The 13,213-nt window shown below is 37.5% G+C and carries 15 protein-coding genes; 10 read left to right on the plus strand and 5 right to left on the minus strand.

The genetic code is table 11. From position 1 onward, the window contains the following. Window positions 1-432 precede the first annotated feature (432 nt). The 4 genes from MKY08_RS02080 (at window position 433) to MKY08_RS02095 (ending at window position 5,019) form a co-directional block, all read left to right on the plus strand. Window positions 433-1,455 (plus strand): ABC transporter substrate-binding protein, encoded by a 1,023-nt coding sequence (locus MKY08_RS02080; RefSeq protein WP_069512878.1) that lies wholly within the window; start codon window positions 433-435, stop codon window positions 1,453-1,455. A gap of 227 nt (window positions 1,456-1,682) precedes the next feature. Further along, complete coding sequence (locus tag MKY08_RS02085) at window positions 1,683-2,711, plus strand: ABC transporter permease (RefSeq protein WP_069512877.1); 1,029 nt, start codon at window positions 1,683-1,685, stop codon at window positions 2,709-2,711. Continuing rightward, window positions 2,704-3,498, plus strand: coding sequence for an ABC transporter ATP-binding protein (locus tag MKY08_RS02090; protein ID WP_024362822.1), 795 nt, complete (start codon window positions 2,704-2,706; stop codon window positions 3,496-3,498). The genes MKY08_RS02085 and MKY08_RS02090 overlap by 8 nt, the downstream gene beginning before the upstream one ends. 123 nt (window positions 3,499-3,621) lie before the next feature. Continuing rightward, a complete protein-coding gene (locus MKY08_RS02095; RefSeq protein WP_069512876.1) occupies window positions 3,622-5,019 on the plus strand; it encodes a right-handed parallel beta-helix repeat-containing protein in 1,398 nt (465 codons plus the stop codon). Between the two features lie 193 nt (window positions 5,020-5,212). On the opposite strand, the gene ilvA is transcribed toward MKY08_RS02095, so the two are convergent. Continuing rightward, window positions 5,213-6,475, minus strand: coding sequence for a threonine ammonia-lyase IlvA (gene ilvA, locus MKY08_RS02100; protein ID WP_069512875.1), 1,263 nt, complete (start codon window positions 6,473-6,475; stop codon window positions 5,213-5,215). A 281-nt stretch (window positions 6,476-6,756) separates the two neighbouring features. Between ilvA and MKY08_RS02105 the strand changes: the two genes are divergently transcribed. Continuing rightward, on the plus strand, window positions 6,757-7,503 hold the full coding sequence (locus tag MKY08_RS02105; protein ID WP_069512874.1) for a TerC family protein: 747 nt from the start codon (window positions 6,757-6,759) through the stop codon (window positions 7,501-7,503). A gap of 40 nt (window positions 7,504-7,543) precedes the next feature. On the opposite strand, the gene bshB2 is transcribed toward MKY08_RS02105, so the two are convergent. From bshB2 to MKY08_RS02120, 3 genes are all read right to left on the minus strand, one after another. Next, entirely contained in the window at window positions 7,544-8,233 is a 690-nt protein-coding gene (gene bshB2, locus MKY08_RS02110; protein ID WP_069512873.1) for a bacillithiol biosynthesis deacetylase BshB2, read from the minus strand. A gap of 13 nt (window positions 8,234-8,246) precedes the next feature. After that, complete coding sequence (locus tag MKY08_RS02115) at window positions 8,247-8,597, minus strand: YojF family protein (protein WP_024362827.1); 351 nt, start codon at window positions 8,595-8,597, stop codon at window positions 8,247-8,249. A 579-nt stretch (window positions 8,598-9,176) separates the two neighbouring features. Further along, a complete protein-coding gene (locus MKY08_RS02120; RefSeq protein WP_024362828.1) occupies window positions 9,177-9,458 on the minus strand; it encodes a hypothetical protein in 282 nt (93 codons plus the stop codon). 203 nt (window positions 9,459-9,661) lie between these two features. On the opposite strand from MKY08_RS02120, the gene MKY08_RS02125 reads away from it, so the two are divergent. Next, window positions 9,662-10,171: an acyl-CoA thioesterase gene (locus tag MKY08_RS02125; protein WP_227665405.1), complete on the plus strand. Its 510-nt coding sequence runs from the start codon at window positions 9,662-9,664 to the stop codon at window positions 10,169-10,171. A gap of 171 nt (window positions 10,172-10,342) precedes the next feature. Here MKY08_RS02125 and thiD read toward each other — a convergent pair whose 3' ends face one another. Next, window positions 10,343-11,173 carry a bifunctional hydroxymethylpyrimidine kinase/phosphomethylpyrimidine kinase gene (gene thiD, locus MKY08_RS02130; protein WP_069512872.1) on the minus strand — a complete coding sequence of 277 codons (831 nt, stop codon included), beginning with the start codon at window positions 11,171-11,173 and terminating at the stop codon, window positions 10,343-10,345. A 171-nt stretch (window positions 11,174-11,344) separates the two neighbouring features. Here thiD and MKY08_RS02135 point away from each other — a divergent pair, with 171 nt between their 5' ends. From MKY08_RS02135 to MKY08_RS02150, 4 genes are all read left to right on the plus strand, one after another. Beyond that, entirely contained in the window at window positions 11,345-12,022 is a 678-nt protein-coding gene (locus MKY08_RS02135; protein ID WP_069512871.1) for a uracil-DNA glycosylase, read from the plus strand. 76 nt (window positions 12,023-12,098) lie between these two features. Then, window positions 12,099-12,278, plus strand: coding sequence for a hypothetical protein (locus tag MKY08_RS02140; RefSeq protein WP_024362832.1), 180 nt, complete (start codon window positions 12,099-12,101; stop codon window positions 12,276-12,278). Continuing rightward, on the plus strand, window positions 12,275-12,541 hold the full coding sequence (locus tag MKY08_RS02145; protein WP_069512870.1) for a YwdI family protein: 267 nt from the start codon (window positions 12,275-12,277) through the stop codon (window positions 12,539-12,541). The genes MKY08_RS02140 and MKY08_RS02145 overlap by 4 nt, the downstream gene beginning before the upstream one ends. A 59-nt stretch (window positions 12,542-12,600) precedes the next feature. Next, window positions 12,601-12,981: a DUF423 domain-containing protein gene (locus MKY08_RS02150; RefSeq protein WP_024362834.1), complete on the plus strand. Its 381-nt coding sequence runs from the start codon at window positions 12,601-12,603 to the stop codon at window positions 12,979-12,981. Window positions 12,982-13,213: the final 232 nt, after the last annotated feature.

Consider the following 13,213-nt stretch of genomic DNA (forward strand, 5'->3'; position numbering starts at 1 on the left):
GACCCCTGCACTTAATGCAAGATGGGGACACCTCGCACGCTTGTTGCTTACGGTGTGCCCGCGGAAAGCACCGCCGAAGCGAACAACAATGGTGCAGCAAAAAAGTGTTAGATTGATTGTAGTCAATCTAACACTTTTTCTCTTTTTATGCTCTTATCGATTTTTGTATTATGAAGGCAACCTTTAACTGTCGAAAAATTGCCATACAATTATTATTATATTACAAAAGAATTATAAATTAAGAAATGTAGTAGTTTAGCGGTTTAAAGCGACAAATTAAGTGAAAAAGTAAAATATTTTGTCAAATTTAAAAGTCAGAACATTCATAATGTTGTTGACGAATAGCGATAATAACGATAATATAGCGATACATTCACACTTTGCTAGAGTGAAGTGTGATAGATAACAGAGTATTAGTCGGGGGGATTATTTGTGAAGCGCAATATGAAACAGCTTTCGTTCCTATTATTTGGATTATTATTATTGCTTGCTGCTTGTGGTAGCGGTAGTTCTAATTCATCAGATGCAAAAGGTGACGAAAAAAATAATGCAAGTGAGAGCGGTAGTGTAGATCAAAAAACATATAAAATCGGGATTACTCAAATTGTTGAGCATCCATCTTTAAATGCTGCAACAGAAGGATTCAAAAAAGCGATTGAGGATTCAGGCTTAAAAGTGGAATATGATGCACAAATTGCACAAGGTGATAACAGCTTAAATACAACAATTGCCAATAACCTAGTAAGTGCAAACGTAGATTTAATTTTTGCTAACTCTACCCCTTCTGCACAAGCAGCAGCTACGGCAACGGGTGATATTCCAATTATCTTTACTTCCGTGACAGATGCAGTGGGCGCGCAGTTAATTGATTCGATGGACAAACCAGGGAAAAATGTAACGGGAACAATTGATTTACATCCTGATACGATTTCTAAAACGGTAGCATTATTAAAAGAACTTGGCGCTAAAAACGTCGGTATGGTTTACAATGCTGGTGAGCAAAATTCAGTAGCACAAGTAAAAGAAGTGAAAAAAGTGATGGCTGAACAAGGTCTTGAAGTAAAAGAGGCTTCAGCTGCAACTTCAGCGGATGTTAAACAAGCGGCTGAATCGTTAATTGGTAAAGTAGAGGCTTTTTATATTATTACAGATAATACAGTTGTTTCTGCATTAGAATCTGTTATTGATGTAGCAAAAGCAAATAAATTACCACTTATTGTTGGTGAGCTTGATTCTGTAGAACGTGGTGGCTTAGCTGCATACGGCTTTGAGTACTATGATATCGGCTATGAAGCTGGTCAAATGGCTGTCAAAATCTTAAAAGGTGAAGCAACACCTGCTGATACACCAGCTCAATATCCACAAAACTTAAAATTAGTAGTGAACAAAAAAGTGGCTGATGAATTAGGGATTGAAATTAAAGATTCTTGGGGCGCAGAGCTTTTAGAAAAATAATGCATATGTCATGTTACATTTAAGCTGAAGCGGGGGAGAACTATCCCCGCTTTCTCTTCATTTTAACTTGTTAAAGCAGACAATCTTTGCATTTATCAATAAGAGATTTGAAGTTCCAAGTAAATTTTACAGATTTTAAGAGAAGCTTTTGAACAAGCTAGATAACACCTTGGCGCAATGACGCCTCGGTATAATTGATACGATAATTTTTAGGAGATGATTCAACAATGTTTACAGCAATATTTGGCTCAGTGGAGCAAGGAATCATCTATGCAATTATGGCACTCGGTGTTTACTTAACATTCCGTGTGTTAGATTTTCCGGACTTAACGGTTGATGGAAGCTTTGTAACAGGGGCGGCCACGGCAGCAACAATGATTCTGCTTGGCTACAACCCAATCTTAGCGACTTTAGTGGCAATTGTTGCTGGATTTATTGCAGGATGTATGACAGGAATTCTTCACACAAAGGGGAAGATCAATCCGCTATTATCAGGGATTTTAATGATGATTGCCTTGTATTCGCTTAACTTGCGCATCATGGGGTTAACTGCAGAAAATACGATAGGTCGTCCGAATATTCCATTATTAAACTCTGAAACATTGTTTTCAACGTTTCAAACATTTTGGAGTAATTTAGGTATCGATGCTGCATTAAATAACGTATTAAAAAGCATCGGCATTCAGCAAGTACCGTCAACTTGGGGTACGTTGATTGTAGTTTTACTCATCACGATTTTAATTAAATTTATTGCGGACTGGTTCTTAAAAACAGAAGTCGGGCTAGCTATTCGAGCAACAGGTGATAATAAACGTATGATTCGTAGTTTCTCTGCGAATACAGATACGCTTATTATTCTTGGTCTTGGTCTTTCGAATGCACTTGTCGCATTTTCTGGAGCTTTAATCGCACAATATTCGAAGTTTTCGGATGTTAGTATGGGGATAGGTATGATTGTTATCGGTCTTGCTTCGGTTATTATAGGGGAAGCCATCTTTGGTACAAAAACAATTATGCGTACTACATTGGCTGTAATCGCTGGAGCTATTATTTACCGCATTATTTTAGCGTTAGCATTGCGTGTCGATTTCCTTGATTCAGGAGATATGAAACTCATTACGGCTATTATTGTTATTTTAGCGCTTGTCGTACCACAGTTTGTCGATAAAAACAAAGAACGAAAGCGCAAAGCAAAACGGGCAGCAGAACGTTCACAAGTGAAAACGGTAGAGCAGGGAGGAAAAGGCCTTGCTTAAATTAGACGGCATTAATAAAATTTTTAATGAAGGTACACCCGATGAGAAAATTGCACTTGCTGAAATAAACTTACATTTAAAACCAGGCGATTTTGTTACAATTATCGGCAGTAATGGTGCGGGTAAATCTACGATGATGAATATGATTTCAGGTGCGTTAACACCAGATTTTGGTTCCGTATTAATCGACGGTAATAATGTCACGAGTTTGCCAGAATATAAACGGTCTCATTTCATTGGTCGCGTGTTTCAGGACCCGATGGCGGGAACAGCACCGACTATGACGATTGAAGAAAACTTAGCACTTGCGTATTCAAGAAACAAAAGTCGTGGTCTACGTATAGGCGTAGATAAAAAACGTCGACAATTTTTTAAGGAATCATTAGAAATGCTAGGCTTAAACTTAGAAAGTCGCCTATCTGCAAAGGTTGGCTTGCTTTCAGGTGGTGAACGTCAGGCATTATCACTGTTAATGGCTACGTTTACGAAGCCATCGATTCTATTGCTAGATGAGCATACGGCAGCACTTGACCCTTCGCGTGCGGAGCTTATTACGCGTATTACGAAGCATTTAGTTGAAAAGGATAATCTTACAACGCTAATGGTCACACACAACATGCAACAAGCATTGGATTTAGGAAACCGTCTTATTATGATGGATAAAGGTCAGATTATCTTGGAGGTCGGCGAGGATCGCAAACATGAACTGACAATTCCTGATTTAATGGCTGAATTCGAACGCATCCGCGGTGAAAAAATGAATTCTGACCGTGCATTGCTAGGCTAATGATTAAACGCCCATACCATAGGTATGGGCGTTTTTATTGTGCTGGTGATAATTCTGAATTGTTTTGGTGCCTGTTACTTGTATTATTAAAGTTATGAAATATATTCAATAAGGAATGATTTAATGAAAAAAATTTATTTTATCCTCTTGGTAGCAGTTGCTATGGTGATTGTCTTTGTTTTAAACAATAATGAAGTTAAGCAGGATCAAGCTATTTACGTTGCGACAAATGGAAATGATGATAATGTTGGTACAAAATCAAAGCCATTTCGCACATTAAAAAAAGCGGCTTCAGAAGCAAACGCAGGTACTACCGTCCTCATACGAAAAGGAAATTATCATGAAAAACTTGTCGTAAAACATAGTGGCACCAAGTCAAAACCAATAACATTTAAAGCCTACAACAAGGAGAAGGTTGTTCTTAGTGGAAAGGACTTGAAGGATGTTGAAGAGGATGTAGCTTTAGTGGTGATAAATAATAAAAATTACGTGACCATCAGTGGACTAACTATCAAGGATTTATCTACTGATTTAGCAGGCGAAACAGTAATGGGGATTTATGTAACAGGTTCTAGTAGCCATATTACACTAGAAAATAATCATGTGCAGCGCATTGAAACCCATGCAGATGATGGGAATGGCCATGGGATTGCTATATACGGAACTGGCACAATGAAAGATATAAATATTTTAAATAATACGTTGGAAGACTTGAAACTAGGGGCAAGTGAATCTCTTGTTCTAAATGGCAATATTGACGTTTTTAAAGTAGAAAATAATATAGTTCGCCGTAGTGATAATATCGGGATTGACCTAATTGGTTATGAAGGCATTTCAAATGATAAAAAAGTGGACTTTGTACGGAATGGCATCGTAAAGAATAATATAGTTTATGAAATATCCTCTTATGGCAATCCAGCTTATGGGAAGGATTATGCTGCTGGCGGAATTTATGTAGATGGTGGCAAAAATATAACCATTGAAAAGAATACCGTTTATAAAAGTGATATTGGAATAGAAGCAACTTCTGAGCATGCTAAAAAATACGCTGATAACATTAAAATAATAAACAATATTATTTATGAAAACTTCTACACTGGGATATCGATTGGTGGGTATGATGAAGATCGGGGAGGTACGATTAATTCTACTATCTCTCAAAATATTCTTTATCGAAATGACACGAAGGGGCTAGATGGGGGACAGCTATTATTACAATATGATACAAAAAACAATGTGATAGAAAGAAATGTTTTAACCGCCGGACCATCGCGGATTTTTATCTCCAACTATTTTACAACTAATCAAAAAAATAAACTACAAAAGAATGTATTCCATAAAGAAAAAGGAGAAACGGGTATTTGGATATGGAAAGAGAAAGAATATACATCTTTTCCTAAATTTCAAAAAGCCTCAAAAAGTGATGAGAAGTCTAGCTATATAGACCCGAAATATCAAAATGCAAACAAATATGATTTTAGGTTAAAAGAGGATTCTCTTGCAAGAAAAATTGTATATTGATTTTGTATTCTAGGACGCGTATTGTTCTTATTTGTTTTGTGGGTCTATGCTATTGTCAATAATTCCATGCTATGATCTAGGGAGCTTCGTTATGTCAGAATTCAGAATTGTTTGAGTGCCTGGCACTTATAAAAAATAGCGTACTAGAACTATTTCTAGTGCGCTATTTTCCTTTTAGTAGCCCTAAAAGACCTTACACGAGTAGGCCGAATAATTGGATGTCATTATTTACTTCTTTGTAGTTAAAACCAAACTCTTTCATACGTTTTAACAATCCTTCATAGTCATCGCGGTTGCCTAGCTCAATGCCCACTAAGGCAGGACCACTCTCTTTATTGTTTTTCTTCGTATATTCAAAAGTTGTAATATCATCATTTGGTCCAAGAACGCTTGTTAGGAATTGACGAAGCGCACCTGCACGTTGAGGGAAACTTACGATAAAGTAGTATAGTAATCCTTCGTGAATTAAAGATTTCTCTTTAATCTCTTGCATACGCCCGATATCGTTATTACCGCCACTAATAATAACTACAACCGATTTGCCTTTAATCTCTTCTTTATAACTATCAAGAGCAGCAACGGATAATGCGCCAGCGGGTTCAGCTATAATCGCGTGTTTATTGTACAAATCTAAGATGGTTGTACATACTTTTCCTTCGGGAACAAGCACAATATCGTCTAAATAACGGCGACAAACATCATAAGTGTGGTGACCGACACATTTTACGGCAGCACCGTCAACAAATTTGTCAATCCAATCAAGTGCCACTGCTCCACCCTCTGCAAATGCAGCCTTCATACTGCCTGCACCGGCTGGCTCTACACCGATAATTTTACTGTTTGGAGAAAGGTTTTTCACATAAGCTGAAACACCTGACATTAATCCACCGCCGCCAATACTACCGAATACATAGTCAATTGGTTCTTCCATGTCATTCATGATTTCAACAGCAACTGTGCCTTGTCCAGCGATGACGTCAAAATCGTCGAATGGGTGGATAAAAATTTTACCCTGTTCTTCGCAGTAGGCCATTGCACTTTCAGCAGCATCATCAAAAGTATCTCCTGCTAAAATAATTTCAGCGTAATCACGGCCAAACATACGCACTTGGTCGATTTTTTGTTTTGGGGTTGTTTGAGGCATGAAAATGCTCGCTTGAATTTTTAACTGTGCGCAGGCATAAGCAACACCTTGTGCATGGTTCCCAGCACTGGCACAGACAACGCCATTAATGCGTGCGTCTTCCTCAATTTTTTTAATTTTATAGTAAGCACCGCGAAGTTTAAATGAGCGAACATGCTGTAAATCCTCACGTTTGAAATAAATATTAGCACCGTATTTCTCTGATAAATAATCGTTTTTCTGTAGTGGTGTATGCACGACTACATCTTTTAAAAAGTGATGTGCAATTAAGATATTCTCTACTTGCACTGTTTTAGTGTCAGCAACTTCCATAGTATTCATCCTCCGTTTTACGTATAAAACATTCATCTATGATAGCATATTTTTTTCGATTTTTGTTATAAATTTTTAGTAAATTCTAAATTTTCGGTGTCCATTTTCTTAGCTTATTTCATGGAAGTAGCATAATTTATGATGTTCGAGAAAAAACGTCTATTGTTCGAGTTTTCTAGAAATTGAATTATCAAAAATTTTTTAAAAATGACAGAAGGAGAAACTTTCATAACGAAGAACGCCGAGCATATATTAGTTTAGGACAAGTAGGGGGTAAGCATTTGGACATTATTCATGGGATACTATCTACATATATGCAATTTTTCGATTGGGATATGTGGAAAAAAGTATTAGCAGATCCAGTATCGTGGGGATTAATTTCATCGCTCATTGTCATTGAGGGATTACTGTCGGCAGATAATGCACTCGTACTAGCGGTACTTGTCAAACATTTACCGGATAAGCAACGTAAACGGGCATTAATGTATGGTATGCTAGGGGCTTATTTTTTCCGTTTTTTATTTATCGGAATTGGCGTGTATTTAGTAGAGTTTTGGTTTATTAAAGTGTTGGGAGCGTTGTATTTAGGGTGGATTAGTATTGCGCATTTTTTACAACTCGGACAAGAGGACAGTGTCAAAGAAGTAAAAAAGTCTGGAATAATGGTGCGGATATTTGGTGTGTTTTGGGCTACTGTTATTTCTGTAGAGCTAATGGATATTGCGTTTTCGGTTGATTCCATTTTTGCTGCCTTTGCAATATCCGATCAAGTTTGGGTGTTATTAATAGGCGGTATGCTTGGAATATTAATGATGCGAACAATTGCAGGATTATTTTTAATTATTATCGAAAAAATTCCAGAGCTTGAGGCGACGGCATTTATCATAATTGGGATTATTGCGCTTAAAATGTTAGTGACTGTATTTGGTATATATGTGCCGCATTATTTATTTTTTATTATTTTAGTCGTTGCCTTTGGTTTGACGATGGTTATCCATGTGTTTAATAAATTAAAAATAGCTAAATAAAAGCGGTTGTGCCTTAAAAGGTTACAACCGCTTTTTTGTATTATTTTACATAATTATCAGGGTTAACAATGTAGAACTTTTCAACATTCAGCCAGCTCTCGCTCATTGGCTCTCCATCATCAATGCGTTTTTCTGTTTCTTGCATCATCCATCCAGTTTGAGAAGCATGAGCTTGTAAAGCCTTTACTTTATCCATCTTCATTTCGCGGATGTCAATTTGGACATGTGGTTCACCATTTTTAGCAATTGTATCGTTCGCAAAGGCGCAACCAAAAATTTGAGGTCGCGCTGCTTTAGGCATGCGACGCACAGCTTCTACAACAGCACGTGCTGTTGCTTCATGGTCAGGATGCACCGCGAAGCCAGGAAGGAAAGTAAAAATAAGCGAAGGCATTAACTCTTCAATTAAACCTTCTACAAGCTTGACCATTTTTTCGTCGTCTTCAAATTCAATGGTTTTATCGCGTAAGCCGAGCATACGTAAATCTTGAATGCCCATTGCGTCAGCAGCAGCGACAAGCTCCTTGCGGCGAATTTCTGGCAATGATTCACGCGTAGCAAATGGTGGATTTCCTAAATTACGACCCATTTCACCTAATGTTAAACAGGCATATGTAACAGGTGTATTCATCTTTTTCGTATAATAGGCAATCGTTCCAGCAACTGAAAAAGCCTCATCATCTGGGTGAGGGTAAACAATTAAAATATGACGTTGTGGTTGTAAATTCAAATAGTCGTCCCCCTTAATAAGTAAATGGCGTTTCGCTAATTTCCAGTGCTATCGCCAATTTACCTGAATAGTCTAGTCCAGCCATTAACAAACGGCCTAAATCATCTAATTCATAATGTGTAATACCTTGAGCATAAACCCATCCATGTGCCATTTTTAAACCGACACGATGTGGAGAGTCATCCACTACTTTAGCCAGTTCGTAATTAATTTTTGCATTGCGAATAAAAGCTCCAGCATTAAAAAATTTTTCATCGTAGTGTGCTGCGTAAGAACCGTTTGTCGTCTCAAGATGAATATAAACGTCTTTGTTGGCGAAAGAATTCAATAATTCCTGCAACGTCTCTACTTGTACTTCTTGCATCTTAACACTCCTCTCGATTATTTCTTTATTAAGTATAGTCAAAAAAGGTCATAAAGGGAAATTGAATGCCCTTTTTATGACAAATTTATGTTAGGTTCATTTTTGGAGTGTTTGGTAATTGGATAGATATAGGAATTGGAAATGCCTATAATTCCCTTGCCATTTCTTGAAGCAAAATTCTTGAAAAAGTTATTGCGATGTATCAATATATAGAGTGTGAAAGCAAATTTGTACAAAAAGTGTCGTTTTATTTTGTATGCGGTTTCACAATACGAAAAGATGTTGCATATTTGACTTCTCACACGTAGAGTGACAGTTCACCATGCAGAAGGGGAATATAAGCTAGACAAAAACGATTTCTATCTTGGTACAATAGATGACGTCCTTCTACATCTGGTATAGAGCTGTAGCGTGCAAAGAAGACATGAAAGCTCATTATCATAGTATAGTAAAAAAGCCACAATTCTCTTTTATGACGGAGAATTGTGGTTTTTTTGCAATAATGGGCATTAAAATCAGATTGCTCTTAAAGCTTCCTAAGGTTAATCGGGGAGCGTGTGGGAGTAAGATATGTCTCTTTTAAAAACGATTAAGTTTCTTTTCAATGGATTCTAAACGATTATTAACATTTTGTAGTTGTTTACACATTTGTTTAAATTGTTGATTTTGATCTTGTGAATTGGAAGCGAGTAATTGCGCATCTTCCTCTTCCTCTTGTAACGCTAATATCGTTGCGAGGGTGGATAGTGAATACCCGAGGGTTAATACAATTGAAGCGATTACTTCCATTTTAGAAGATGTTATTTCTCCAGCTAACAAGCGTGATTCTTCAGTTGTCTCCTCAGATTTATGTTTTTTCATACGTCTCCCTCCCATATACAGCTAATATATGGCATGTGTTGTGCTACGGTATCTTGTCCGCTTTTATTATGTAAATGTAAAGTATTGTAATATTCAGATAATTTAATTGCTTTTTTTAGAAATATATTGCATTATAGTAGAAAAAAGTAATAGGGGGAATTGATGTGATAAAAGATTATAAGTTTTGTAAGGAATCAAGAGTTATGCGGACAAGTCGTGTTTTTCCGAATGATGTAAACAATCATAATACTCTTTTTGGTGGTCGTTTAATGAGCGATATTGATCAGGTCGCATCAATTTCCGCTGCTAAGCATAGTCGGAGAGATTGTGTCACCGCTTCCACCGATTCGGTCGATTTCTTACATCCGATTCGTCCTACAGATTCTGTCTATTTTGAGTCATATGTAACATGGACTGGAACTTCCTCGATGGAGGTGTTTGTGAAAGTCATCTCCGAAAATTTAAAAACAGGTGAGCGTAAAGTTGCAGCGACAGCTTTATTAACTTTTGTAGCACTAGATGAACAGAATCGACCTGCTGCAGTTCCACGCGTTATACCTGAAACAGTAGAGGAAACCAAATTGCACGAGACTGCTTCAGAAAGAGCAAAAGTACGTGCGGAGCGCAAAAAAGAAAGTAAGGCATTAGCTAGTTTTATCTCCATGAACGATCCATGGGATTATCGGCTCGAACTGATGGAAAATTACATGTAAATAGAGGTAAACCTCTAGTAAAAGCCTGTACCTCGCGGGTGTAAAAGCCCATAAATCGCCGATATGCTAGAAAAAACGTTGGTAAACCTTTCGGCAAGCGTCTACTGATTCACGCAAAAAAGTGTTAGATTGACTGCCATCAATCTAACACTTTTTCTTATTTATGATTTATTAAATTTCAGTTACAGTAACTGCTGGTGCACCAAATCGAGATTTAGCACCGTGCATAACTGGTCCTACATATTCATTTAACGCCCACCCATGTGCGATGGCAGCCGATACAAATTCTTTTGCTTCAATTACAGCTTCTTTGACAGATAGTCCATTGGCAAGATTAGCTGTCACAGAAGCAGCGAATGTACAGCCTGCGCCGTGGTTAAACGTAGAAGCGACTTTTTCTGATTCTAATAAGTAGAATGTTGCGCCATCAAAAAATAAGTCTGTTGCTTTTTCAGTTGCTAATGCTTTTCCGCCTTTAATGACAACTGCTTTTGCACCTAGTTCATGAATTTTTTTGGCCGCTGTTTTCATCTCATCAATTGACTTTGGTGTACCTGTACCAGCTAATTGTCCTGCTTCAAAAAGGTTTGGTGTTGTCACGGCAGCCAGTGGTAGCAAGTGTTGAATCATAGCGTCAGTGTTGCCAGGGTTTAAAACCTCGTCATCCCCTTTGCATACCATAACAGGATCAATCACAACATTTGAAGTACCAGATTTGGCGATCGCCTCACCAGCCATACGAATAATTTCTTCTGTTGAAAGCATCCCTGTTTTTACTGCATCAATGCCTGTTGATAATGCTGTATCAATTTGTTTTTGAAGAAGCTCTGTTGGCAATGGCGTTACATTATGTGTCCATCCATTTGGATCCATTGTCACAACTACTGTTAATGCCACCATACCGTATGTGCCATGTTCTTGGAAAGTTTTCAGGTCGGCTTGCATACCTGCGCCGCCAGATGTATCTGAACCTGCGATTGTTAAAGTTTTTTTAAGAGCCATGTGAAAGATCTCCTTCATGAAAGAATAGTTTAATCTACCGTTTAGTATAGTCTTAATCTGATTCTGTAAAAATAGTCAGAAATCAATATTTTTATAAGGTCAGTATTAATTGAAACTTGAATAACACGTTATTTTTTTGTACCGTTGTAAATAAAAGAAAGGGGCATTTCAATGAAAGAAGTATTCCCAAATGATTGGCAAACAATACTAGCAGAAGAATTAGAAAAACCATATTATCAACGTTTACGTCAATTTGTGGCCCATGAATATTCGACACAGACCATTTATCCACCAATGCATGATGTTATGAATGCATTTTATTGCACAGCTTATCGTGATGTAAAAGTGGTAATCTTAGGACAAGATCCGTACCATGGACCGAATCAAGCGCATGGTCTAAGCTTTTCTGTAAAGCCCAATGTCCCACATCCACCAAGCTTGCGCAATATGCTACAGGAATTACAAGATGATATTGGTTGTCCAATACCACAGCATGGTACATTGACGAAATGGGCAGAGCAGGGTGTAATGCTCTTAAATACAGTGCTGACAGTAAGAGCAGGACAAGCTCACTCCCATAAGGAGCAAGGCTGGGAACAGTTTACGGATACGGTGATTGATAAACTGGCTGCACGACAAAAACCAATTATCTTTGTGCTATGGGGCAAGCCTGCGCAGCGCAAAAAGCAAATAATTCATCAGCACGCAACCCCACATGTCATCTTAGAAGCGCCACATCCGAGTCCATTAAGTGCATATAGAGGCTTTTTTGGTAGCAAACCGTATTCACAAGTCAATGCACAACTACTGGAGTGGGGAGAACAACCGATTGATTGGTGTTTAGTATAAAGTGGCACAAATCGTTTGCTTTATACACTAGAAAAATCATGGTACAGTTTATAATAGAAGAAAGAGGGGCACAGCGATGCAGGTAAATTGTTTTAAATGTCAATATTTTAAAGTAACGTGGGACCCGCAAACACCGCGTGCTTGTGTGGCATATGGCTTTAAAACGAAGCAAATGCCATCAGTTGTTGTTAAACAATCGTCTGGTATGAACTGCCTAAAATTCGTGCCAAAAGCAGAAGGTGAGAGAGCGCAATGATATCATATGAAGCTGTCATACAGCAGCTTGAAAAACAATTAGCTAGTGTAAAAAATGCAACGAATGAACAGCATATACGTGAAGCACTGACAGCTATTCGTGCATTATGCGATGTAGTGCTAGATTTACCTATAGAAACTTCCAATGTTCAGTCAAAACATCTACCGCAAATGTTAGCTACTGAACAAAAGCCGTCCAATTTATATACAGCAAAAATCCAACATGATGATGGCGCAAATGGTGATTCAATCTTTGATTTTTAATTAGTGGGCAACATTAGACTAAAAAATTGAGTAGTAGAGAAAAAGGTAGGGTAAATACGATGAAAAAATTTATTGTCACAGGGGCACTTCATGGCTTTTTAGCAGTGGCACTAGGTGCATTTGGTGCACATGCATTAAAAGATGTTGTAGATGAATATGGTCTTAGCATTTGGGAAACAGCTGTGCAATACCAAATGTTCCATGCTACAGGTCTGCTAGTCATCGGTCTTTTAATGAGCTCGAAATTGCTAGGTGAGGTAAAACAATTAAAGTTAGCAGGTATTTTCTTTAATTTAGGAATTGTTTTTTTTGCAGGAAGTTTATATGTGTTAGCAGTAAGTGGCATTAAAGTATTAGGGGCAATTACACCAATTGGTGGCGTGTTATTTTTAGCTGGTTGGGTGCTAATTATCGTTAGTGCGTTAAAACATGCAAAATGAGAAATGAATTTTTCCTCACAGGTATTTGTACAAAAAAATATGTAACGAGGGTATGGCCCTAAACTTTAAAATAGTATGCTAGGTAAACTGGCATACTATTTTTTTATCAATAGAACGTCTTTCCACAATAGAAATAGCATGTTGATTATATTAATTCCTATTGTTTTTGTAAGGATTTGTAGGGTACACTAGTATTACTAAAAAAAGGAACGAAAGTAGAAAGTGAGGTTAA

The sequence above is a fragment of the Lysinibacillus sp. FSL M8-0337 genome, from assembly GCF_038593855.1.
In the GTDB taxonomy this organism is placed as follows: Bacteria; Bacillota; Bacilli; order Bacillales_A; family Planococcaceae; genus Lysinibacillus; species Lysinibacillus sphaericus_D.